The sequence below is a fragment of the Planomonospora alba genome (genome assembly GCF_039534085.1).
GTDB classification, from domain to species: domain Bacteria; phylum Actinomycetota; class Actinomycetes; order Streptosporangiales; family Streptosporangiaceae; genus Planomonospora_B; species Planomonospora_B alba.
In genome coordinates, this window is record NZ_BAAAUT010000012.1 from 61,524 (window position 1) to 84,223 (window position 22,700).

Genomic DNA, 22,700 nt, shown 5'->3' on the forward strand with positions numbered 1-22,700 from the left:
CCCACGTGACCCGTTCCACCATCACCACTCCGCCACCGGGGGCCGTACCGCCGGAGCCGCTGCCCGGCGCGCCCGCCCCGGGGAGCCGGCTCGGCTCGCACTACAGCCGCTGCTTCGGCTGCGGAGACCGGCACCCCACCGGCCTGCACCTGTCCGCCGTCACCCCCGACGGGACCACGGTCACCGCCGAGTTCACCGTGGGGGAGTCGCACCAGGGCGCCCCGGGGCTCGCGCACGGCGGCGTGCTGGCCGCGGCGATGGACGAGGTCATCGGCATGTCCGTCTGGCTCTTCCAGCGGCCCTACGTCACCGGGCGGCTGGAGACCGACTACCTGATGCCGGTCCCGGTGGGCACCAGGCTGCATCTGCGCGCCTGGTGCACCGGCATGTCCGGCCGGAAGGCATATCTTGAAGCGGAGGGGCGGATCGGCGCCCCGGACGGCCCGGTCGCGGTACGGGCCGCCGCCCTCTTCATCGAGGTCGGCATGGAGCACTTCGCCGAGCACGGCGACGCCCAGGCCTTCCTCGCCGAGCACCACGAGTACGAGGTGAACCCGTGAGCGAGCGGAGCGAGCGGACCGCGGGCCCGGCGGTCCGGCGGACCGGACCGGCGGAGGAGGCCCGGTGAGCCGCCCGGTCGAAGTGCTGATCCACCGGCTCGACGCCGGCCTGCCGCCGCCGTCCTACGCGCATCCCGGCGACGCCGGGGCGGACCTGCGCACCGCGCAGGACGTCGAGCTGCTCCCCGGCGAGCGGGCGACGGTGGGCACCGGGGTGGCGATCGCCCTGCCCGACGGGTACGCCGCGTTCGTGCACCCGCGCTCCGGCCTGGCCGCCGAGCGCGGCGTGACGATCGTGAACGCGCCCGGCACGGTCGACGCGGGCTACCGGGGCGAGATCAGGGTGACCCTGCTCAACACCGACAGCAAGGGCACGGTACGGCTGAGCCGCGGGGACCGGATCGCGCAGCTCGTCATCCAGAAGGTGGAGCGGGCCGCGTTCTACGAGGTGGACCGGTTGCCCGGGTCGGCACGCGGGGCCGGCGGGTTCGGCTCCACCGGCCGCTGACGGCTCAGCGGCCGCCGCTACATTCCCAAGGAGCGTGAGGAAGATGTTCGGACGTCGCCGTCACCGTCAGGAGGAGACCCCGGCGGTCGCGGAGGAGACCGCTCGCGCGCCGGAGCGCGAGTCCGGCCCGTGGGACGCCGAGGAGCCGCACCCGGAGCGGGAGCGGGTCGACCTGGGCGGGCTCCGCCTCCCGGTCGGCCCCGGGTTCGAGATCCAGCTCAACCTGGCCGGCGACCGCATCGTGGGCGCGATCGCGCTGGTGGACGGGAGCGCCCTGCAGGTGCAGGCGTTCGCCGCGCCCAAGCGGAGCGGCATCTGGGACGAGGTCCGCGCCGAGCTCGTCACGGCGGTGCGCAAGGCCGGGGGCACCGCGGAGGAGGCCCAGGGCCCCTTCGGCACCGAGCTGCTGGCGAAGGTCCCGGGGGAGGAGGGCCCGCAGCAGGTCCGCTACCTCGGGGTCGACGGGCCGCGCTGGTTCCTGCGCGCGGTGATCAGCGGACGCGCCGCGCAGGAGGCGGCGGCCGCCGCGGTCCTGGAGGACGTCGTCCGCGACATCGTGGTGGTCCGCGGCGACGAGCCGATGCCCCCGCACGAGCCGATCGAGCTGCGCCTGCCCCCGGAGGCCAGGCAGGCGGCGGACCGGCAGGCGGCCGGGACGGCGCCCGACCTCAACCCGTTCCGGCGCGGCCCGGAGATCGCGGAGATCCGCTGACGGGAGGCATCGCGTACGCTGGGGCGACACGCGTGAAGGAGAAGGACGTGAGTACGCAGGAGTCGCAGAGGCCGCGCGGGCTGCGGGGCTTCTTCCAGCGGCTGGCGACCAGCAAGGCCGAGCTGGAGGCGGACGAACTGCGGCAGGAGCTCGACCGGCAGCAGGACGCCACGCCGATCGTCGCGTGCGCCGGCCGCCGCCGGTTCAAGGTGACCGGTACACTGCGGACGGTGACCCTGCGGCCCCGGGGCGGTGCGCCCGCCCTGGAGGCGGAGCTCTACGACGGTTCGGACGTGATCGACCTGATCTGGCTGGGCCGCCGGAAGATCGCAGGCATCGAGCCCGGCCGGATGGTGCTGGCCGAGGGCCTGGTCAGCGTGCAGGACGGCCGCAAGGTGATGTTCAATCCGCGCTACGAGCTGAAGCCGGCGGGCGGGGCGTGACCGGCGGGGGAGCCCGGAACCGGCGAGTGGGAAAACGGTGAGCGAAGAGATGACCACCACCGAGCAGGCGGCGCACGAGACCGTGGAGGCCGCGATCCGGGCCCAGCTGGCCAAGGCGTTCGGCGGGATCCGGGGCGTGATCGAGGCGGCGGTGCCCACGGCGGTCTTCACCGTCATGTGGATCACCACGGCGCAGCTGAACCTCTCGCTGATCGTCAGCGTCGCCACGTCGGCTCTCCTGCTGGTGGTGCGCCTGGTGCAGCGCTCCACCCCGCAGTACGTGGTCAACAGCCTGATCGGCATCGGCATCGGCTGGTTCTTCGCCTCCCGCACCGGCGAGGCCAAGGACGTCTACCTGCCGGGCATCCTCTACAACGCGGGCTACGCGGTGGCGATGCTGATCTCGGTCGTCACCCGGTGGCCGGTGGTGGGCTTCCTGATCGGCTCGGTCACCGGCGACCCGACGGCCTGGCGGAAGGACCCGGCCGTGGTGAGGCTCTGCTCCCGGCTCACCTGGCTGCTGATGATCCCGTGCGTGATCCGGGTGGCCGTGCAGGCGCCCGTCTACCTGATCGGCGGCAACGACGCCGTGGCCGAACTGGGCATCCTCAAGATCGTCATGGGCTGGCCGCTGCAGGTCGCCGCCCTCGGCGCCATGGCCTGGGTGCTGGCCAGGGGGCGCACCCCGGTCCGGCCCGCCGCCTCCTAGCGGAAGGCCGGGACACCGGGGAGCGCGGCGGGGCGGCGGCGCGCTACCGGGACGACAGGAGCCGGCTGAGCTCCTCCTCGACCTCCTGGTTGGCCACGAACATCAGCTCGTCGCCCGCCTCCAGCGGGTCGTCGGCGCTGGGGACCAGCACCCGGCCCTCGCGCAGGATCGCGACCAGGGCCGTGTCGGCCGGCCACGGCACCGAGCCGGCGCGCTGGCCGACCACCGGCGCGTCCTCGGCGAGGGTGAGCTCGACCAGGTTGGCCTGCCCCTGCCGGAAGGTCATCAGGCGGACCAGGTCGCCGACGCTCACCGCCTCCTCGACCAGCGCGCTGAGCAGGCGCGGGGTGGACACGGCGACGTCCACGCCCCAGGACTCGTTGAACAGCCACTCGTTCTTCGGGTGGTTGATCCGGGCGACGACGCGCGGCACGCCGTACTCGGTCTTGGCCAGCAGCGAGACGACGAGGTTGACCTTGTCGTCGCCGCTGGCGGCGATGACCACGTGGCAGTCGGTCAGGCCGGCCTCGTCCAGCGAGGAGATCTCGCAGGCGTCGGCGAGCAGCCACTCCGCCTGCGGCACTGAGTCGATCTTGATGGCCTTGGGGTCGACGTCGATGAGCAGGACCTGGTGGCCGTTCTCCAGGAGCTCGGCCGCGATGGACCGGCCGACGGCCCCCGCGCCCGCGATGGTGACGCGCATCAGTCCTCCTCCTCCGGCGGCGCGCACAGCACGCCGTTGATGCGGTCCATGTCCTTGCCTGCGGCCATGACGTGCAGGATGTCGCCCTCCTGCACCATGGTGTCGCGCCGGGGCAGCAGGGTCTCGCCCATGCGGTTGACGAACGCCAGGCGCACCCCCGCGGCCTCCTCCAGGTCTCTGGTCCGGGTGCCGATCCAGGCGGGGTGGTAGGCGACCTCGGCCAGCACGACCGTCCCGGTGGGGTCGCGCCAGAGCGGCTCGGCGCCCTCGGGGAGCACCCGCCGCAGGATCTGGTCGGCGGTCCAGCGGACCGTGGCGACGGTGGGGATGCCCAGGCGCTGGTAGACCTCGGCGCGCCGGGGGTCGTAGATGCGGGCGACCACGTTGTCGACGCCGAAGGTCTCCCGGGCGACGCGGGCGGAGATGACGTTGGAGTTGTCGCCGCTGCTCACCGCCACGTAGGCGCCGGCGGAGCCGATCCCGGCCTCCTCCAGCACGTCGCGGTCGAAGCCGATCCCGGTCACCCGGCGCCCGCGGAAGCCCGCCCGCAGTTTCCGGAACGCCTGCGGGTCCCGGTCGATGATCGCGACCGAGTGGCCGCCGTCCTCGAGGATGTGCGCCAGGGTGGAGCCCACCCGGCCGCACCCCATGATCACAATATGCATGCTCCCCCGCCGGTGGTGTCGAGGCGGATCTCGCTTGTCGGATGTACCCAGCCAGTATGGCCCGCTTCCGGGGGCGGCGCGTGAGGGTGAGCACCCGGAACGACTAGCATCGACAGACGTGCCGAAAACGACGGACCTCGCCAAACGCCTGTTCATCGGGCGCGCACTGCGCAGCACGCAGCTGCACGAGCAGTTGCTGCCGAAGCGCATCGCGCTGCCGGTGTTCGCGAGCGACGCCCTGTCCTCGGTGGCCTACGCCCCGCAGGAGATCCTCGTCATCCTCTCCCTGGCGGGCCTGTCGTTCTACAACTTCAGCCCCTGGGTGGCGGGCGGCGTCGTGGTGGTGATGCTCACGGTCGTCGCGTCCTACCGGCAGAACGTGCACGCCTATCCCAGCGGGGGCGGCGACTACGAGGTGGCCACCGTCAACCTCGGCAGGAACGCCGGCCTGACCGTCGCCAGTGCGCTCATGGTCGACTACGTCCTCACCGTCGCCGTCTCGGTGGCCAACGGCGTCGACTACGTGGGCGCGACCATCCCGTACGTCGCGACGCACAAACCGCTGGTCGCGATCATCGTGGTGATCGTGCTCATGCTCCTCAACCTCAGAGGCGTGCGCGAGTCCGGGATGGCCTTCGCCATCCCCACCTACGCCTTCATGGCCGCGGTCCTCGGCATGATCGTCCACGGCTTCTTCCGGCTGTACGTCCTCGGCGACGAGCTGCGCGCCCCCACCGCCGAGTACGAGATCATCGCCGAGCAGACCAACCTCACCTCCTTCGCCGCGGCCTTCCTGATCCTGCGCGCGTTCTCCTCCGGCTGCGCCGCGCTGACCGGCGTCGAGGCGATCAGCAACGGCGTGCCCGCCTTCCGCAAGCCCAAGAGCAGGAACGCGGCCAGGACGCTGCTCATGATGGGCCTGATCTCGGTGACGATGTTCACCGGCATCATCACGCTGGGCCTGGCCTCCGGCGTCCGGGTCGCCGACCCCGCCTCCGCCTACCGCGACGTGTTCATCGACGGCCACCCCGCCGGCTACGACTACCACCAGCAGCCGATCATCGCGCAGGTGGCCGAGGCGGTCTTCGGCGACGGCTCGCCGCTGTTCTTCGTCATCTCCGGCATCACCGCGCTGATCCTGTTCCTGGCGGCGAACACCGCCTTCAACGGCTTCCCCGTGCTCGGCTCGATCCTCGCGCAGGACCGCTTCCTCCCCCGCCAGCTGCACACCCGCGGCGACCGGCTGGCCTTCTCCAACGGCATCCTCATCCTGGCGGCGGCCGCCTGCCTGCTGCTGTGGGGATTCCAGGCCGACGTCAGCCGCCTGCTGAACCTCTACATCGTCGGCGTCTTCGTCTCCTTCACGCTGAGCCAGATCGGCATGGTCCGGCACTGGACCCGGCACATGAAGGGCGAGATCGACGCCAGGGCCCGGCTGCACATGCAGCGCTCGCGGGCCATCAACTTCTTCGGCGGCGTCATGACCGGCCTGGTGCTGGTGGTCGTGCTGCTGACCAAGTTCACCCACGGCGCCTGGATCGTCTGCGTGGCCATGCCGGTGCTGTTCGCGATGATGAAGGGCATCCACGGCCACTACGAGAAGGTCGCCCGCGAACTCGCCGTCACCGAGGACGCGCAGATCGACGAGTCGGTGCTGCCGGCGCGCAACCACGCCGTCGTCCTCGTCTCCAAGATCCACAAGCCGACCCTGCGCGCCCTCGCCTACGCCCGCGCCACCCGCCCCTCCACCCTGGAGGCGCTCACCGTGGGCGTGGAGGGCGCCGAGGCCCGGGCGCTGGCCGACGAGTGGGAGCGGCGGGGCATCCCGGTGCCCTTGAAGATCCTCGACTCGCCCTACCGGGAGATCACCCGGCCGATCCTGGAGTACGTCCGGTCGGTGCGCCGGCGCTCCCCCCGCGACGTGGTGAGCGTCTACATCCCCGAGTACGTCGTCGGCCACTGGTGGGAGCACATCCTGCACAACCAGAGCGCGCTGCGGCTGAAGGGCCGGCTGCTCTTCCAGCCCGGCGTGATGGTCATCAGCGTGCCGTGGCAGCTGGAGTCCTCCGCGCGGCTCAAGGGCCGTCCCGAGCCCCCCGCCGCCGGGGCGGTCCGCCGCCCCCGGCGCAAGGCGGCGCGACAGCCCGACGGCAAGGCATAACCTTGCACGGACCGCTCTGCGAGGCAGGGGAGGCACGAGAGAGAACGGGGCATGGGGGCACGATGGCGATCGAACTGACGGTGGGACCGGTCGCGCACGGCGGCTGGTGCGTCGCCCGCCACGAGGGCCGGGTGGTGTTCGTCCGGCACGCGCTCCCCGGCGAGAGGGTCCTGGCCGAGATCACCGAGGAGACCTCCCGCTTCCTGCGCGCCGACGCCGTGAAGGTCCTGGACGCCTCCCCGGACCGGGTGGTGGCGCCCTGCCCCTTCGCCGGTCCCGGCCTGTGCGGAGGCTGCGACTGGCAGCACGCCACGCTGCCCGCGCAGCGCCGCCTGAAGACCGCCGTGGTGGCCGAGCAGCTGCGGCGCCTGGCCGGGATCGAGTGGACCGGGCAGGTCGAGGAGGTGCCCGGCGCCCCCGACGGGCTGGGCTGGCGCACCCGCGTGCAGTTCGCCGTCGACCGCGACGGGACGGTCGGCCTGCGCCGCCACCGCTCCCACGACATCCAGCCGGTGGACGCCTGCCTGATCGCGCACCCCGGGGTGGAGGACGTCGGCGCCGAGGTCATGGACTGGCGCGGCGCCTCCTCGGTCGAGGTCATCGCCTCCTCGACGGGGGAGCGGGCGGTCGTGGTGGCGCCCAAGCCCCGCCGTACGGTGGCCGTGCCCGACCTCGACGAGGGCGTGGCCGTCCTCGTCAACGAAGGCCGCGGCCGCACCCGGACGGTCCACGGCCGCCACCACGTGACCGAGCGGGTCGGCGGGCGCGACTTCCAGGTCACCGGGAGCGGTTTCTGGCAGATCCACCCCGGCGCCGCCGCGACGCTGCTCCGGACGGTCATGGAGTTCGCCGACCCGAGGCCGGGGGAGTGGGCGCTCGACCTCTACTGCGGGGTCGGCCTGTTCGCCGCGGGCCTGGCCGAGGCGGTCGGCCCCGACGGCGCCGTCTTCGGCGTGGAGTCCGACCCGGTCGCGGTCCGCGACGCCGAGCGCAACCTCCGCGACCTGCCGCAGGCCCGCTTCGCCCGGGGCCTCGTGGAGAGCGCGCTGGACCGGCACGGCATCGAGCGCGCCGACCTGGTCGTCGTCGACCCGCCCCGGACGGGGCTCGGCCGCGAGGTCGTCGAGCGCGTCGCCGGCCTGGAGGCGTCCCGGATCGTCTACGTCTCCTGCGATCCCGCCACGCTCGCCCGCGACCTCGCGTGGCTCGCCGAGCGCGGCTACCGCCTGGCCGACCTGCGCGCCTTCGACGCCTTCCCGATGACGAGCCACGTGGAGAGCGTGGCGCTGCTCGTGCGTTCCTGACCGCGTCCGCCGGGCGGCCGGCGGCCCGCCGCCTACCGGGGCGGGGCGGCCAGCAGGCGGACGACCTCGGGCACCGGGGTGGCGCCCCGGGTGGACAGCCAGGCCAGGCGGTGGCGGGCGGCGAAGCCGGCCAGCTTGCGGGCGTCGGCGGCGGACAGGTCGGTGGGCCCGGCGAGGACGGGTGTGAGCGCGATCCGCCGCCAGGCCGGGGACTCGCCCAGTGCCCGGGCGATCTGGGGCTGGGCGGCGCGCACCGCCGCGGCGACCGGGCGCAGGCGGCCCCGGGCAGTCTCGGCGGCCCGCAGCGGCACCAGGAGGTTGACCGCGGTGATCCGCACGCCCGCCTCGCGGGTGGTCCGGAGCATCAGCTGGTCATGGGAGGAGAGCCCTTCGCCGGTCAGCGGAACGGTGAAGCTCACCGCGAGAGGCCGCCCGGCGCCGCTCTTCTCCCGCTGGAGCGTCGCGACGGCGGCGGCGCGGCGCCGTACGGCCTCGTGGTCGGCCGGGTCCCGGATCTCGAAGTCGATGTGGGCGGCGTCGAAGGCCCCCACGGCCTGGCGGTAGGCGGCGGCCAGCCGGCCGGGGACCAGGCAGGCCGAGGCGAGCTCCCGCCCGGCGGAGCCGCCGAAGGAGAGGCCGGCGTCGCCGCCGGCGGTCCGGAGCCGGCCCAGGCGGTTGGCGACCGGGTTGCCGCCCTGGTCCTGGCGCCCGCCCCACCGGGGGGTGCAGCCGTCCTGCCCGGCGGTGAGGTGACCGAGCGTGAACCAGCGCACGCCGTTCTGCTGGGCCGCGCGGGGCAGGTTGAAGCGGGGGTCGTTGACCACGTCGACGAACGCCGCGAACCCGGACGGCCCGGTGCCGCGCAGGGGCGCGGACGGCGCGGCGGCCAGGCCGGAGGCGGCGGGCCGGGTGGCGGCGAGGGTGGCGGCGGTCTGGGCCCGGGCCTGGGCGGGGCGCATCCACTCGTCGGTGTCGGACGGCAGGGCCCAGAGCGCGGCGCCGGTCGTGACGGTCAGGGCCACCGAGGCGAGCACGACGACGGAACGGGGCGGGGTGCCGGGCTCGCGAGCGTGGCGAGCGGCGGAGCGGTCTGCCACCACGGACATGTGATCCACCTTCTCGACGGCGTCGAGTCATCGCGCAGAGTATCAGCTTGGACACTCTTTGCATCCGGAGTCCGGATGTTAGCAAGGGGGCGTGCCGCGGGGCGGGCTTTCCGCGGATGCCGCGCGGGGCGCCCGGATAATGGGGTCATGAAGTTGAGGATCTTCACTGAGCCGCAGCAGGGCGCCACCTACGACGAGCTGCTGGCGGTCGCGCGGACCTCGGAACGCCTGGGGTTCGACGCCTTCTTCCGTTCCGACCACTACGTGCGGATCGGGCCGGGCGACCCCGGCCCCGGTTCCACCGACGCGTGGGTGACCCTGGCGGGCCTGGCGCGGGAGACCTCCACGATCAGACTGGGCACGCTCGTCACCCCGGCGACCTTCCGGCTGCCCGGGCCGCTGGCGATCAGCGTGGCCCAGGTGGACCAGATGAGCGGCGGCCGGGTCGAGCTGGGCCTGGGCACCGGCTGGTTCGACGCCGAGCACGCCGCCTACGGCATCCCGTTCCCGCCGATCGGGGAGCGCTTCGCGCGCTTCGAGGAGCAGCTGGAGATCATCACCGGGCTCTGGACCACGCCCGCGGGCACGACGTTCTCCTTCGAGGGCGCGCACTACCGGCTCGCGGACTCGCCCGCCCTGCCCAAGCCCGTGCAGAGCCCCAGGCCGCCGATCATCATCGGCGGGTTCGGCGCCAAGCGCACCCCGCGGCTGGCCGCGCGCTTCGCCGACGAGTACAACCTGCCGTTCCGCACCCTGGAGGACACCGCTGTCGGCTTCTCCCGGGTGCGGGAGGCGTGCGAGAAGGAGGGGCGCTCGGACATGGTGCTCTCGGTCGCGCAGGTCGTCTGCGTCGGCGCCGACGAGGCCGAGATCGCCCGCCGGGCCGGGGCCGTCGGGCGGGACCCCGCCGAGCTGCGCGAGAACGGCCTGGCGGGCACGCCCGCCGAGGTGGTCGAGAAGATCGGCAGGTTCGCCGAGCTGGGCGCCGAGCGGGTCTACCTGCAGGTGCTCGACCTGGGCGACCTGGAGCACCTGGAGCTCATCGCGGCCGAGGTGCTGCCCCGGGTGTAGGGCCGCGCGCCCCGGGCCGGGCGGGCGCGGGCCTCCGCATCCCGCGCCCCGCGCCCGCCTCTCTCCGGAGCAGGCCCGGAGCAGGCCCGGAGCGGGTCTCGGGGCGGCTCCCGGGACGCACCGGGGAGGCGGCGGTCCGGTCCGCCCGGCCTGTTAATCGATGGTCCGGCGAATCGGACATACGGCAGACTGTCCCGGGTGTTGCTGACGATCTCCACGACCGTGCGGCCCGCCACCGACCTCGGCTTCCTGCTGCACAAGCATCCGGACCGGGTCCAGGAGTTCGGCCGGTCGTACGGCACGGCCCGCGTCTTCTACCCGGAGGCGAACGAGCAGCGCTGCACGGCGGCGCTGCTGCTCGACGTCGACCCGGTCCGCCTGGCGCGCTCCCGCGGCCGCTCCACGCCCGACCACACCCTGGGGCAGTACGTCAACGACCGGCCCTACGCGGCGTCGTCGCTGCTGGCCGGGGCGCTGGCGGACGTGTTCCGCACCGCCCGCGCCGGGCGCTGCGCGAGCCGCCCCGAGCTCGCCGCCGGGCCGATCCCGCTGGAGATCACGCTGCCCGCCCTGCCCTGCCGGGGCGGGCCCGACCTGGCGCACCGCCTCTTCGCGCCGCTCGGCTGGGCGGTCGAGGCGCACGCCGTACCGCTGGACGAGGCCTTCCCCGAGTGGGGGGACTCCCGCTACGTACGGCTGGCGCTGCGCGGCGGGGTCCGGCTGGCCGACGCGCTCAACCAGCTCTACGTGCTGCTGCCGGTGCTGGACGACACCAAGCACTACTGGATCGCCCCCGACGAGGTGGACAAGCTCGTCGGCGCGGGCGAGTCGTGGCTGGCCGGCCACCCGGAGAGGGGCCTGATCACCCGCCGCTACCTGGGCCGGCGCCGGTCCCTGGCCCGCACCGCCCTCGCCCGCCTGGCCGAGCTGGGCGACGACGTGGAGGAGGAGCTGGAGCCCCCCGCCGAGGAGGAGACGGGCGCGCTGGCCGCGCCCGGCGAGGCGGACGCCCTCCTCGCGGAGACGGAGGACGTGCCGGAGGGCGAGGAGCGGGCCGGGACCGGGGAGCGGGCCGGGGACGGCGCCGGGACCGGGAACGGTCAGGACGGCGCGCCCCGTGAGCCGGCGGGATCCGGACCGCAGGGGTCGGGGCCCGGACCGCAGGCGGCGGGGCGGCCGCTGAACACGCTGCGGCGGGAGGCGGTGCTCACCGTCCTGCGCGAGCTGGGCGCACGCACGGTCATCGACCTGGGCTGCGGGACCGGGCAGCTGGTCGGCGCGCTGCTGGACGACCCGTCCTTCACCAAGGTCGCCGGGACGGACGTCTCGGCGCGGGCGCTCGCCGCCGCCGCCCGCAGGCTCCGGCTCGACCGCATGCCCGACCGGCGGCGGGAGCGGCTGGAGCTGTTCCAGGGCGCGCTGACCTACACCGACGACCGCTTCGCCGGCTACGACGCCGCCGTGCTCATGGAGGTGGTCGAGCACGTCGACCCGCCGCGCCTGGCGGCCCTCGAACGCGTTGTCTTCGGCGCCGCGCGCCCCGGGCACGCGGTCGTGACCACGCCCAACGCCGAGTACAACGTCCGCTACCCGTTCCTGACGGGCATGCGCCACCCGGACCACCGCTTCGAGTGGACCCGGGCCGAGTTCGCCGCCTGGGCGGAGAGGGTCTGCGCCGAGTACGGCTACACCGCCGCCTTCCGGCCGGTCGGGGACGACGACCCCGAGGTCGGCCCGCCCACGCAGCTGGCCGTCTTCACCCTGGGAGGAACGAGATGACCGAGACCGCCGTCCCGGACGGGACCGCCGCGCCGCCGGCCGGGGCGCCCGCGATCAGCGTGCCGGAGATGTCGCTGGTCGTGCTCGTCGGCGTCTCCGGGAGCGGGAAGTCCACCTTCGCCCGCCGGCACTTCCGGCCGACCCAGGTGGTCTCCTCCGACTTCTGCCGCGGCCTGGTGGCCGACGACGAGAACGACCAGGCGGCCACGCCGGACGCCTTCGACGTGCTCCACTACATCGTCCGCACCCGGCTGCGCCGCGGCCTGCTGACCGTCGTGGACGCCACCAGCGTGCAGTCCGAGGCCCGCAGGCAGCTCATCGAGCTCGCCAAGGCCGAGAACGTGCTGGCCGACGCGATCGTCCTCGACGTGCCCGAACAGGTCGCGATCGAGCGCAACGCGGCCCGGCCCGACCGCGACTTCGGGCCGGGCGTGGTACGGCGCCAGCGCAAGGACCTGCGCCGCTCCCTGGGCAGGATCACCCGGGAGGGCTTCCGCCGGGTGCACGTGCTGCGCGGCGTCGAGGAGATCGAAGCCGCCACGGTCGCCACCGAGCGGGCGTGGACCGACCGGCGCGAGCTGACCGGGCCGTTCGACGTCATCGGCGACGTGCACGGCTGCCGCGCCGAGCTGGAGGCGCTGCTGCGCGAGCTCGGCTGGGAGGTCACCCCGACCGGAGCGACCCACCCCGAGGGCCGCACCGCGGTGTTCGTCGGCGACCTGGTGGACCGCGGTCCCGACACGCCGGGCGTGCTCCGGCTCGTCATGGGCATGGTCGCCGCCGGGACCGCGCTGTGCGTGTCCGGCAACCACGAGCAGAAGCTCGCCCGCGCGCTGCACGGGCGCAAGGTGCGCGTCGCGCACGGGCTGCAGGAGTCGCTCGACCAGCTCGCCGCCGAGCCGGAGGAGTTCCGCCGGGCCGCCCTGGAGTTCATGGACGGCCTGATCAGCCACTACCAGCTCGACGGCGGCCGGCTCGTCGTCGCGCACGCCGGGCTGAAGGAGGCCTACCACGGCCGCGCCTCGGGCCGGGTGCGCTCCTTCGCGCTGTACGGCGACACCACCGGCGAGACCGACGAGTACGGCCTGCCGGTCCGCCACCCCTGGGCCAGGGAGTACCGCGGCCGGGCCATGGTCGTCTACGGCCACACCCCGGTCACCGAGCCCGAGTGGGTCAACAACACCATCTGCCTGGACACCGGCGTGGTCTTCGGCGGGAAGCTGACCGCGCTGCGCTACCCGAGCCGGGAGATCGTCTCGGTCCCCGCGCAGAGGGTCTGGTACGAGCCCGCCCGGCCCCTGGCCCCCGCGGGCGGCGGGACCGGCCACGGCGCCGCGCACAGGGACCCGGGCCTGCTGGCCATCGACGACGTGCGGGGCACCCGGCACATCGAGGTGCGCCACGGCGGCGGCCGCATCAAGATCCGGGAGGAGAACGCCGCCGCCGCGCTGGAGGTCATGAGCCGCTTCGCGGCGGACCCGCGCTGGCTGGTCTACCTGCCGCCGACGATGGCCCCGCCGGAGACGTCCCGGCTGGAGGGCTTCCTGGAGCACCCGGCCGAGGCGTTCGCGGAGTTCGCGGCCGCCGGGGTGACCCGCGTGGTGTGCGAGGAGAAGCACATGGGCTCGCGGGCGGTGGTCGTCCTGGCCAGGACCCCCGAGGCCGCCGCGGCCCGGTTCGGGGTCGCGGACGGGAGCGCGGGCGCGGTGTACACCCGCACCGGCCGGCCGTTCTTCACCGACCTCGCGACGACCGGCGAGCTGGTGGACCGGCTCCGGCGGGCGTGCGCGCCGCTCATGGACGAGCTGGACTCGGACTGGCTGGTGCTCGACTGCGAACTGCTGCCGTGGTCGGCCAAGGCCGAGGGGCTGATCCGCGAGCAGTACGCGTCGGTGGGGGCCGCGGCGCGCGCCGCGCTGCCCGAGGCGGTCGCGGCGCTGGAGGCGGCGGCCCGGCGCGGACTCGACGTGGGGGACCTGCTGGCGGACACCCGGCGCCGGCTGGACAACGCCGCCCGGTTCCGGGACGCCTACGCGCGCTACTGCCGGCCCGTCTCCGGACTGGACGGCGTCAGCCTGGCCCCCTTCCAGATCCTCGCCTGCGAGGGCCGGGCGACGGCCGTGACCGAGCCGCACCCCTGGCACCTGGAGATGCTCTCCCGCCTGGAGGACCCGCTGATCACGCACACCCGGCACGTCCACGCGGACCTGGACTCGGCCGAGTCGGTGCGGGCGGCGACCGAGTGGTGGTCGGCGCTGACCGCCGAGGGCGGCGAGGGCATGGTGGTCAAGCCGACCGCCGTGCCCGCGGCGTCCCAGACCTCCCGGGTGCAGCCGGGGATCAAGGTGCGCGGGCGGGAGTACCTGCGGATCATCTACGGCCCCGACTACACCGAGAGCCTGCCGGTGCTGCGTGAGCGCTTCCTGGGCCGCAAGCGCTCGCTGGCCCTGCGCGAGCACGCGCTCGGCCTGGAGGCGCTGTGCCGGCTGGTGGAGGGCGAGCCGCTCTGGCGGGTGCACGAGGCGGTCTTCGCCGTCCTCGCACTGGAGTCGGAGCCGGTGGACCCGCGGCTCTGACGCCCCGTCCCGCCGCCCGGGGGGAGCGCCCGGACATCCGGACATGTGGTAAGCGCGCGGTGACACCATGCGGTGCCCGGGTAGGGGGAGGACTCAGGTCTTCTTTCGGGGGAAAGGACCGCCATGGTCGGTACCGCGTCCCCGGGCACCCCGGGCACCCACAGCGAACATCTCGGGCACGTCGTCTTCATCACCGCCGCGGCGGCGATCGGCGGCTTCCTCTTCGGATACGACAGCGCCGTGATCAACGGCGCCGTCACCGGCATCCAGCGCCACTTCGAGGTGGGACCGGTGACGACCGGCTTCGTGGTGGCGATCGCGCTGCTCGGCTCGGCGCTCGGCGCCTGGATCGCCGGAGGCCTGGCCGACCGCTGGGGGCGGACCCGGACGATGCAGGTGGCCGCGGTCCTGTTCGCGGTCAGCTCCGTCGGCCAGGCCCTGCCGTTCGGCATCTGGGACCTGGCCTTCTGGCGGGTGCTGGCCGGCGTGGGGATCGGCATGGCCTCGGTCCTCGGCCCCGCCTACATCGCCGAGGTCTCGCCGCCCGCCTACCGGGGCCGCCTCGGCTCCTTCCAGCAGCTCGCGATCGTGCTGGGCATCGCGGTCTCCCAGCTGGTGAACTACGCGATCGCGCAGGTCGCCGGGGGTGACGTGAACAACGAGCTGCTGGGCGTCCAGGCCTGGCAGTGGATGCTCGGCGCCTGCCTGGTCCCGGCCCTGCTGTATCTGCTGTTCGCCTCGGTCATCCCCGAGTCGCCGCGCTTCCTCGTCGCGGCGGGCCGCGCCGAGCGGGCCCGCGAGGTGCTGGCCGAGGTCGAGGGCGGCGGCGCCGACCTGGACGCCCGGCTGGCGGACATCCAGCGGTCGCTGCGCCTGGAGCACCGGCCGCGCCTGCGCGACCTGCGGGGCTCGGCGCTGGGGCTGCTGCCGATCGTCTGGATCGGCATCACGCTCTCGGTCTTCCAGCAGTTCGTCGGGATCAACGTCATCTTCTACTACTCGTCGGCGCTGTGGCAGTCGGTCGGCATCAACCAGAGCGACTCGCTGCTGATCAGCTTCTCCACCTCGATCATCAACATCGTCGGCACGTTCATCGCGATCGCGCTCGTCGACCGGATCGGCCGCCGGCCGCTGCTGATGATCGGCTCGGCGGGCATGGCGGTCGCGCTCGCCACGGCCGCGTGGGCGTTCAGCGCGGGCGTGCCGCACGGCGAGACCGTGACGCTGCCGGAGCTGCAGGGCGCCGTCGCGCTCGTCGCCGCGCACGTGTTCGTGCTGTTCTTCGCACTGTCGTGGGGCGTGGTCGTCTGGGTGCTGCTCGGCGAGATGTTCCCCAACCGGATCAGGGCCGCCGCGCTCTCGGTGGCCGCCGCCGCGCAGTGGGTGGCCAACTGGCTGATCACCGTCTCGTTCCCCTCCCTGTCGGAGTGGAGCCTGGCCGGGGCCTACGTCGGTTACGCGGCCTTCGCCGCGCTGTCCCTGGCGTTCGTGCTGGTGAAGGTGAAGGAGACCAAGGGGCGGAGACTGGAGGAGATGGGCTGACGCGCGAGGGCCGCCTCGCCCGCCGGGGGCCGCCTCGCCCGCCGGGGGCGGGTTAGCGGGCGCCCGGAGCGGTCAGATATCCGATCATGCCTCCCACCAGAGCCGAACTCGAGGCGGCGCGGGACCGGGTGATCGACGACGTGCTCGGTCCCGCGCTGGACATCCTGTTCTGCGGCATCAACCCCGGTCTCTACTCCGCCGCGACCGGCCACCACTTCGCCCGTCCGGGCAACCGCTTCTGGCCGGCGCTGCACCGCTCCGGCCTCACCCCCCGGCTGCTCTCGCCCGCCGAGCAGGACCTGCTGCCGTCCTTCGGGCTCGGCATCACCAACGTGGTGGCCCGCGCCACCGCGCAGGCGGCGGAGCTGTCGGCGGAGGAGTTCCGCGCCGGCGGCCTGCGTCTGGCGCGGCTGGTCGCCGAGGTCCGGCCGCGGGTGCTGGCGGTGGCGGGGGTGACCGCCTACCGGGCGGCGTTCGGGCGACCGAAGGCGGCGGTCGGCCCCCAGCCGGAGCGGATCGGGGACGCGGCGGTGTGGGTGCTGCCCAACCCCAGCGGCCTGAACGCCCACTGGACGCTGGAGCGGATCGCGGGGGAGATGCGGCGGCTGCGCGAGTCCATCGGCCGGCCGCCGCTGTGACCCGCCGGGGCGTCCCCGCCCCCGGTCCCGCTCACCATGGCGGTCGCGGCGGGAACGGCCCGCCCCCGGGGCGCGGCCCGTTCCCGCGTCCGCTCCTCGCCGGGGTCGCCGCCGGGCGCGTTCACTCCTCGCCGGGGTCGCCGTCGGCGAGGATCTGGTAGAGCCTGCGGCGCGTCTCGACCAGCTGCTGCCTGGCCTGGCGGATCTGGGCCTCGCTCCCGGTCTGCAGGATCTGCATCATGGCGAACCCCGACTGCCGGGCCAGCTCGACCAGCTCCCAGGTGCTCTCGTCGACGTCGGGCGTCATCTCCTTCCAGGGGGCGCGCACCTCGTCGGCGTGCTCGGCGACGTAGGCGCGGCCCGCCTCGGTGAGCCGGAAGGTCTTGCGGCCGTCGTGCTCCTCGGACAGCACCAGGCCCTCGTCGGTGAGCTGCTGCAGCGCCGGGTAGACCGCTCCCGGACTGGGTTTCCAGCCGCCCTGGCTGCGCTGGGCGATCTCCTGGATGATCTGGTAGCCGTTGCGGGGCTCCTCGGCGAGGAGCGCCAGGATCGCGGCGCGCACGTCGCCCCGCTTGGCCTTGCGTCCCCGGCCGAACGGCGGCCGCCCGCCGAACGGCCCGCCCGGGCCGCCGCCCCAGGGGCCGCCCCGACTCCACTCCCAGGGGAAGCCGGCGCCGAACGGCCCGCCACCAGGGCGCCCGCGGTGACGGCGCTCATGCGGCCCGCCCCCGGGCAGGCCGGGCGGAACGGGCGGGCCGTGATGCCCGCGCCGCCCGGGACCGGGACCGTACTCCGGGCGGCCCTCGGCCAGGGCGCGCCAGGCCCTCCGGGCGGCGCGCCTCATCTCGCGGCGGATCTCACGCGGGTCGGTGTACGGCCAGCCGCCCATCGCCTCTGCGGATGCCATGTCGTCCTCCCGTCTCCACGATCGACCTTCGATCGCTCTAGACTCTTCAAAGATATATCTAGACTGTTCCGAAGACAACACCCGCATTCCGGACCCGTGAGGCGATCACTCGGCGGAATTCTCCGGTCACCCAGCGGAAAAGTGAGATAGATCACGAGATTCTCGCCGGATTTCGGAACAAGCACTGAGACCTAGGCGTTACAAATGACATAGACGGGATTCGTTCCGTGCCGGAAGGGCTGGGGGGTGCTTTCGGTGCGGAACGGTCCCGTCTGCCGTTTCCCCGCCTCGCGGCCCTGGCCGCCGCTTCCCCTCCGGTGATCGCCCCGGTGACAATGGAGCGGTCCGCCGCTCCGCGCGGACATGCCGTACGCTCACCAGGTGTGATCTTGATGGTGGTGGTCGAGCAATGATGGGGCACACGCACGCGCTGACGGGGGCGATCGCCTGGCTGGGCGTGGCGCCCGCCCTGGCCGCGCTGCCACTGCTCACCGAACCCTCCCGATACGTCGAGATCGGCGTCATGGCGGACGCGCTGACGCCGGCCGAGTTCATCGCCGGGGCCCTGGTCTGCGCCGGGGCCGCGATGCTGCCGGACCTCGACCATCCCAGCGCGACGATCGCGCAGACCTTCGGGCCGGTCACCTGGGTGCTGAGCAAGGCGGTCAACTGGCTGGCCGGCGGGCACCGCAACGCCACCCACTCGCTGCTGTTCGCGGTCGCCGCCGGGTTCGGCGCGCACTACCTCGCCTCCACCCATCCGGTCGGCCGCGACGTCCTGGTCGTGCTGATGATCGGCCTGGCGCTGCGGGCGATCGGGATCGGGATCCCGGGCAAGAAGTTCGCCTCGGCGATGGTGAACGTCGCGCTGACGGCCGGGCTGTTCCTGGTGTTCCGCTCCGACGGCGTCGGCTACGCCTGGCTCGGGGTGGCGGTCGCGATGGGGTGCCTGGTGCACGTGGTGGGCGACTGCTGCACCGAGAAGGGCTGCCCGGTGCTGTGGCCGATGAGGCAGCGCTGGCTGCTGCCGTGGAAGATGGGGCTCAAGACGGGCCGGGCCTTCGAGCAGAAGTTCCTCGCGCCGGTGCTCTCCGTCGCCGTCCTCGGGCTGGCCTACTGGCGCCTCCTCCCGATGTGATCGTACTGGCAGGTAACTTGATGTCGAGATATCTGGCGGGATATCTTGATGTCGAGACATCTGCTGCAACCCACCGGTGACATGCGGGTTAGGCATACCTAACCGACATGGCCACTCCCGCGGTGCGGCAGGATTTCAGGTGCGCCTTTATCGACAGGGCGCCAGACGACCCAGACGACCTGGTGATGAGGGAGGCGAATCGTGTCCGCGAACAGCTTCGGCAGCCGTGACACGCTCCGCGTCGGTGACGCGGCATATGAGATCTACAGGCTGGACGCCGTCGAGGGGTCGGCGCGCCTCCCGTACAGCTTGAAGATCCTGCTGGAGAACCTGCTGCGCACCGAGGACGGCGCCAACATCACGGCCGACCACATCCGCGCGCTGGGCCAGTGGGACCCGTCCGCCGCGCCGAGCGTGGAGATCCAGTTCACGCCAGCCCGCGTGATCATGCAGGACTTCACCGGCGTGCCCTGCGTGGTGGACCTGGCCACCATGCGCGAGGCCGTGCGCGACCTCGGCGGCGACCCCGCGAAGATCAACCCGCTCGCCCCGGCCGAGATGGTCATCGACCACTCCGTCATCGTCGACTTCTTCGGCGGGCCGGACTCGTTCCAGCGCAACGTCGAGCGGGAGTACGAGCGCAACCGCGAGCGCTACCAGTTCCTGCGCTGGGGTCAGACCGCCTTCGACGAGTTCAAGGTCGTCCCGCCGGGCACCGGCATCGTGCACCAGGTCAACATCGAGCACCTGGCCCGCGTCGTGATGATCCGCGATGGGAAGGCCTACCCGGACACCTGCGTCGGCACCGACTCCCACACCACCATGGAGAACGGCATCGGCGTGCTCGGCTGGGGCGTCGGCGGCATCGAGGCCGAGGCCGCGATGCTCGGCCAGCCGATCTCCATGCTGATCCCGCGGGTGGTCGGCTTCAAGCTGACCGGCAAGCTCCCCGCCGGGGCCACCGCCACCGACCTGGTGCTCACCATCACCGAGATGCTGCGCAAGCACGGCGTCGTCGGCAAGTTCGTCGAGTTCTACGGCGAGGGCGTCTCCAGCGTGCCGCTGGCCAACCGCGCCACCATCGGCAACATGAGCCCCGAGTTCGGCTCCACCTGCGCGATCTTCCCGATCGACGGCGAGACGATCAACTACCTGCGCCTCACCGGCCGCTCCGACGAGCAGGTCGCCCTGGTCGAGGCCTACGCCAAGGCCCAGGGCCTCTGGCTCGACCCGTCCGCGCCGGAGCCGGTCTTCTCCGAGTACATCGAGCTGGACCTGTCCACCGTCGTGCCGTCGATCGCCGGCCCGAAGCGCCCGCAGGACCGCATCGCGCTCTCGGCGGCCAAGGAGACCTGGCGGCGCGACGTGCGCAACTACGTCACCGACTTCGAGGGCGACGGCGTGGACGAGGAGAGCGAGGAGAGCTTCCCGGCCTCCGACGCCCCCGCCTCCAACGCCCGGGCCAACGGCGTGCGCCCGCACAAGCCGGTCCCGGTCACCCTCGCCGACGGCACGAGCTTCGAGATCGACCACGGCGTGGTGACCATCGCGGCCATCACCAGCTGCACCAACACCTCCAACCCGTACGTCATGCTCGGCGCCGCGCTGCTGGCCAAGAAGGCGGTCGAGAAGGGCCTGACCCGCAAGCCGTGGGTCAAGACCTCCCTGGCGCCCGGATCCCAGGTCGTCACCGGCTACTTCGAGCGCTCCGGGCTGCAGCCGTACCTCGACAAGATCGGCTTCAACTTGGTCGGCTACGGCTGCACCACCTGCATCGGCAACTCCGGCCCGCTGCCGGAGGAGATCTCCGCCGCCGTCCAGGAGAACGACCTGGCGGTCACCGCGGTGCTGTCCGGCAACCGCAACTTCGAGGGCCGGATCAACCCCGACGTCAAGATGAACTACCTGGCCTCGCCGCCGCTGGTCGTCGCCTACGCCCTCGCGGGCACGATGGACATCGACCTGAACAGCGAGCCGCTCGGCACCGGCGCCGACGGCGAGCCGGTCTTCCTCAAGGACATCTGGCCCTCGCCGGAGGAGGTCTCCGAGGTCGTCAACTCCTCGATCGACCAGGAGATGTTCCTGCGGGACTACGCCGACGTGTTCAAGGGCGACGAGATCTGGCAGTCGCTGCCGGTCCCGACCGGTGACACCTTCGAGTGGGACCCGGCCTCGACCTACGTGCGCAAGGCGCCCTACTTCGACGGCATGCCCGCCCAGCCGGAGCCGGTCAAGGACATCTCCGGCGCCCGGGTGCTCGCCAAGCTCGGCGACTCGGTCACCACCGACCACATCTCGCCGGCCGGCTCGATCAAGGTCGGCACCCCCGCCGCGGAGTACCTGCGGGCCAACGGGGTCGAGGTCAAGGACTTCAACTCCTACGGCTCCCGCCGCGGCAACCACGAGGTGATGATCCGCGGCACCTTCGCCAACATCCGGCTGAAGAACCTGCTGCTCGACGGCGTGGAGGGCGGCTACACCCGCGACTTCACCCAGGAGGGCGGCCCGCAGAGCTTCATCTACGACGCCTCGGTCAACTACCAGGCCGCCGGCATCCCGCTGGTCGTCCTGGCGGGCAAGGAGTACGGCTCCGGCTCCTCGCGCGACTGGGCGGCCAAGGGCACGGCGCTGCTGGGCGTGCGCGCGGTCATCGCCGAGTCCTACGAGCGCATCCACCGCTCCAACCTGATCGGCATGGGCGTGCTGCCGCTGCAGTTCCCCGAGGGCGAGTCGGCCGACTCCCTCGGCCTGACCGGCGAGGAGACCTTCGACATCACCGGTGTCGAGGAGCTCAACTCCGGCGGCATCCCGCGGACCGTGACGGTGAAGGCCGGCGACAAGGAGTTCCAGGCGGTCGTGCGCATCGACACGCCGGGTGAGGCCGACTACTACCGCCACGGCGGCATCATGCAGTACGTCCTGCGCTCCCTGCTCGCCAAGAGCTGACGCAGGGGGGCGGAGCCCGCACGCGGGCTCCGTCCGCACCGGGGAGATCCCCCAGACCGAAGCCGCCCGATGGGACACACTCCCACCGGGCGGCTCCGTCGTCCTCCGGCTCCGGGGCCCGTCCTCCGGCTCCGGGGCCCGTCCTGCGGTCCCGGAGGGTCTCCTGCGGCCCGGAGCCGTCCTCCCGCCTTCGCCGGCGCCCTCCGCGTCCCCTCTCCCCTCCGCGTCCCCTCTCCGCCTCCACGGGCGCCCTCCGTGTCCGCCCCCGGGGCGGCATGCGGTCCGGAGCGGCCGACGGGCCACCAGTACGGTCTCCCCATGGGTGACGAGCTTTTCGTACTTGTCCTTGCAGGTATGTCGGTTTTCGTGGGGGCGCTCGTCCAGGGGGCGGTCGGGTTCGGCCTCGCCCTGGTCGCGGCGCCGGTCGTCATGATCCTCGATCCCGGCCTGATGCCCGGTTCCCTGCAGCTCGTCTCGGCGGTGCTCCCGCTGTTCACGCTGGCCAAGGAGTGGCGGCACGTCGACTGGCGGGGCATCTCGTGGGCGCTGCTCGGCCGCCTGCCCGGCATGCTCGCCGGACTCTGGATCCTCAAGACGGCGCCCCGCGACGCGCTCGGGGTCGGGGTCGGGCTGATGGTGCTGGTCGCGGTCGGCCTCACCGCGTGGTCGGTGTCGCTGCCGCGCACCCCGCGCACGCTGGCGGCCGCGGGCCTGGTCTCCGGGTTCACCGGGCAGGCCACCTCGATCGGCGGGCCGCCGATGGGGCTGGTCTACCAGCACGCCCGGGGACCGCAGATCCGCGCCACGCTCGCGATGTACTTCGCCGTCGGGGCCCTGGGGTCGACGGCGCTGAACGCCGTCGGCGGGGAGATGCCCGCCCGGGCCGCCCTCGCGGGGCTGGCGCTGGTCCCGTTCCTGGTGGCGGGCTTCCTGGCCTCGGGACCGCTCCGCCGCTATCTGGACGGCGGGCGGATCCGGGCCGGTGTGCTCGCGGTGGCGGCGCTGTCCGCACTGATGCTGATCATTCAGAGCATCCTGGGTTAAGTCCACGTTTCTGGATTGTTACCGCCCACAACAAACTTTACCCGCCTGAGGTCTGGCATTCCTGGCCAAGCCGGAATACGTTGCCGCAAACAACATTCAACGGCACGGTGGTCCGCGACCCGGGGAACCGTGCCGTTGGATTCGGCATGCCGTACTTCCCCGACCCCCCACTCTCGAAGTTCTCGAAG

Annotated in this window: 19 protein-coding genes; 15 read left to right on the plus strand and 4 right to left on the minus strand. The window is 73.1% G+C overall.

The window, feature by feature from the left end:
• Positions 1-5: 5 nt before the first annotated feature.
• From ABD823_RS09420 to ABD823_RS09440, 5 genes are all read left to right on the plus strand, one after another.
• On the plus strand, positions 6-560 hold the full coding sequence (locus ABD823_RS09420) for a PaaI family thioesterase (protein ID WP_344857914.1): 555 nt from the start codon (positions 6-8) through the stop codon (positions 558-560).
• 64 nt (positions 561-624) lie between these two features.
• The gene (gene dut / locus ABD823_RS09425) at positions 625-1,068 is read left to right on the plus strand and encodes a dUTP diphosphatase (RefSeq protein ID WP_344857916.1); all 444 of its coding nucleotides are present in this window, start codon (positions 625-627) and stop codon (positions 1,066-1,068) included.
• A gap of 43 nt (positions 1,069-1,111) precedes the next feature.
• Entirely contained in the window at positions 1,112-1,780 is a 669-nt protein-coding gene (locus tag ABD823_RS09430; RefSeq protein ID WP_344857918.1) for a DUF3710 domain-containing protein, read from the plus strand.
• Between the two features lie 47 nt (positions 1,781-1,827).
• The gene (locus ABD823_RS09435; protein ID WP_344857920.1) at positions 1,828-2,223 is read left to right on the plus strand and encodes an OB-fold nucleic acid binding domain-containing protein; all 396 of its coding nucleotides are present in this window, start codon (positions 1,828-1,830) and stop codon (positions 2,221-2,223) included.
• A gap of 37 nt (positions 2,224-2,260) precedes the next feature.
• Complete coding sequence (locus ABD823_RS09440; protein WP_344857921.1) at positions 2,261-2,932, plus strand: DUF3159 domain-containing protein; 672 nt, start codon at positions 2,261-2,263, stop codon at positions 2,930-2,932.
• A gap of 43 nt (positions 2,933-2,975) precedes the next feature.
• On the opposite strand, the gene ABD823_RS09445 is transcribed toward ABD823_RS09440, so the two are convergent.
• Positions 2,976-3,635, minus strand: a complete 660-nt coding sequence (locus ABD823_RS09445; RefSeq protein ID WP_344857923.1) for a potassium channel family protein — start codon at positions 3,633-3,635, stop codon at positions 2,976-2,978.
• Positions 3,635-4,300 (minus strand): potassium channel family protein, encoded by a 666-nt coding sequence (locus ABD823_RS09450; protein ID WP_344857925.1) that lies wholly within the window; start codon positions 4,298-4,300, stop codon positions 3,635-3,637. Before ABD823_RS09450 ends, ABD823_RS09445 begins: the two co-directional genes overlap by 1 nt.
• Positions 4,301-4,418: 118 nt before the next feature.
• Here ABD823_RS09450 and ABD823_RS09455 point away from each other — a divergent pair, with 118 nt between their 5' ends.
• A complete protein-coding gene (locus ABD823_RS09455; protein ID WP_344857926.1) occupies positions 4,419-6,461 on the plus strand; it encodes an APC family permease in 2,043 nt (680 codons plus the stop codon).
• 62 nt (positions 6,462-6,523) lie between these two features.
• Entirely contained in the window at positions 6,524-7,765 is a 1,242-nt protein-coding gene (locus tag ABD823_RS09460) for a class I SAM-dependent RNA methyltransferase (RefSeq protein ID WP_344857928.1), read from the plus strand.
• Positions 7,766-7,797: 32 nt separating this feature from the next.
• On the opposite strand, the gene ABD823_RS09465 is transcribed toward ABD823_RS09460, so the two are convergent.
• Positions 7,798-8,871 (minus strand): glycoside hydrolase family 18 protein, encoded by a 1,074-nt coding sequence (locus ABD823_RS09465; RefSeq protein ID WP_344857930.1) that lies wholly within the window; start codon positions 8,869-8,871, stop codon positions 7,798-7,800.
• Positions 8,872-9,018: 147 nt separating this feature from the next.
• On the opposite strand from ABD823_RS09465, the gene ABD823_RS09470 reads away from it, so the two are divergent.
• From ABD823_RS09470 to mug, 5 genes are all read left to right on the plus strand, one after another.
• On the plus strand, positions 9,019-9,942 hold the full coding sequence (locus ABD823_RS09470; RefSeq protein ID WP_344857932.1) for an LLM class F420-dependent oxidoreductase: 924 nt from the start codon (positions 9,019-9,021) through the stop codon (positions 9,940-9,942).
• 198 nt (positions 9,943-10,140) lie between these two features.
• Positions 10,141-11,721 (plus strand): 3' terminal RNA ribose 2'-O-methyltransferase Hen1, encoded by a 1,581-nt coding sequence (locus ABD823_RS09475; RefSeq protein WP_344857934.1) that lies wholly within the window; start codon positions 10,141-10,143, stop codon positions 11,719-11,721.
• Positions 11,718-14,297, plus strand: a complete 2,580-nt coding sequence (locus ABD823_RS09480) for a polynucleotide kinase-phosphatase (RefSeq protein ID WP_344857935.1) — start codon at positions 11,718-11,720, stop codon at positions 14,295-14,297. Before ABD823_RS09475 ends, ABD823_RS09480 begins: the two co-directional genes overlap by 4 nt.
• A gap of 123 nt (positions 14,298-14,420) precedes the next feature.
• A complete protein-coding gene (locus tag ABD823_RS09485) occupies positions 14,421-15,839 on the plus strand; it encodes a sugar porter family MFS transporter (RefSeq protein ID WP_344857937.1) in 1,419 nt (472 codons plus the stop codon).
• 86 nt (positions 15,840-15,925) lie between these two features.
• The gene (gene mug, locus ABD823_RS09490; protein WP_344857938.1) at positions 15,926-16,477 is read left to right on the plus strand and encodes a G/U mismatch-specific DNA glycosylase; all 552 of its coding nucleotides are present in this window, start codon (positions 15,926-15,928) and stop codon (positions 16,475-16,477) included.
• Positions 16,478-16,598: 121 nt separating this feature from the next.
• Here the strand turns inward: mug and ABD823_RS09495 are convergent, their stop codons facing one another.
• The gene (locus ABD823_RS09495; protein ID WP_344857940.1) at positions 16,599-17,384 is read right to left on the minus strand and encodes a PadR family transcriptional regulator; all 786 of its coding nucleotides are present in this window, start codon (positions 17,382-17,384) and stop codon (positions 16,599-16,601) included.
• 409 nt (positions 17,385-17,793) lie between these two features.
• Here ABD823_RS09495 and ABD823_RS09500 point away from each other — a divergent pair, with 409 nt between their 5' ends.
• From ABD823_RS09500 to ABD823_RS09510, 3 genes are all read left to right on the plus strand, one after another.
• Positions 17,794-18,522, plus strand: a complete 729-nt coding sequence (locus ABD823_RS09500) for a metal-dependent hydrolase (RefSeq protein ID WP_344857942.1) — start codon at positions 17,794-17,796, stop codon at positions 18,520-18,522.
• 201 nt (positions 18,523-18,723) lie between these two features.
• On the plus strand, positions 18,724-21,468 hold the full coding sequence (acnA, locus tag ABD823_RS09505; protein WP_344857943.1) for an aconitate hydratase AcnA: 2,745 nt from the start codon (positions 18,724-18,726) through the stop codon (positions 21,466-21,468).
• Positions 21,469-21,822: 354 nt separating this feature from the next.
• A complete protein-coding gene (locus ABD823_RS09510) occupies positions 21,823-22,512 on the plus strand; it encodes a sulfite exporter TauE/SafE family protein (RefSeq protein ID WP_344857945.1) in 690 nt (229 codons plus the stop codon).
• Positions 22,513-22,700 lie beyond the last annotated feature (188 nt).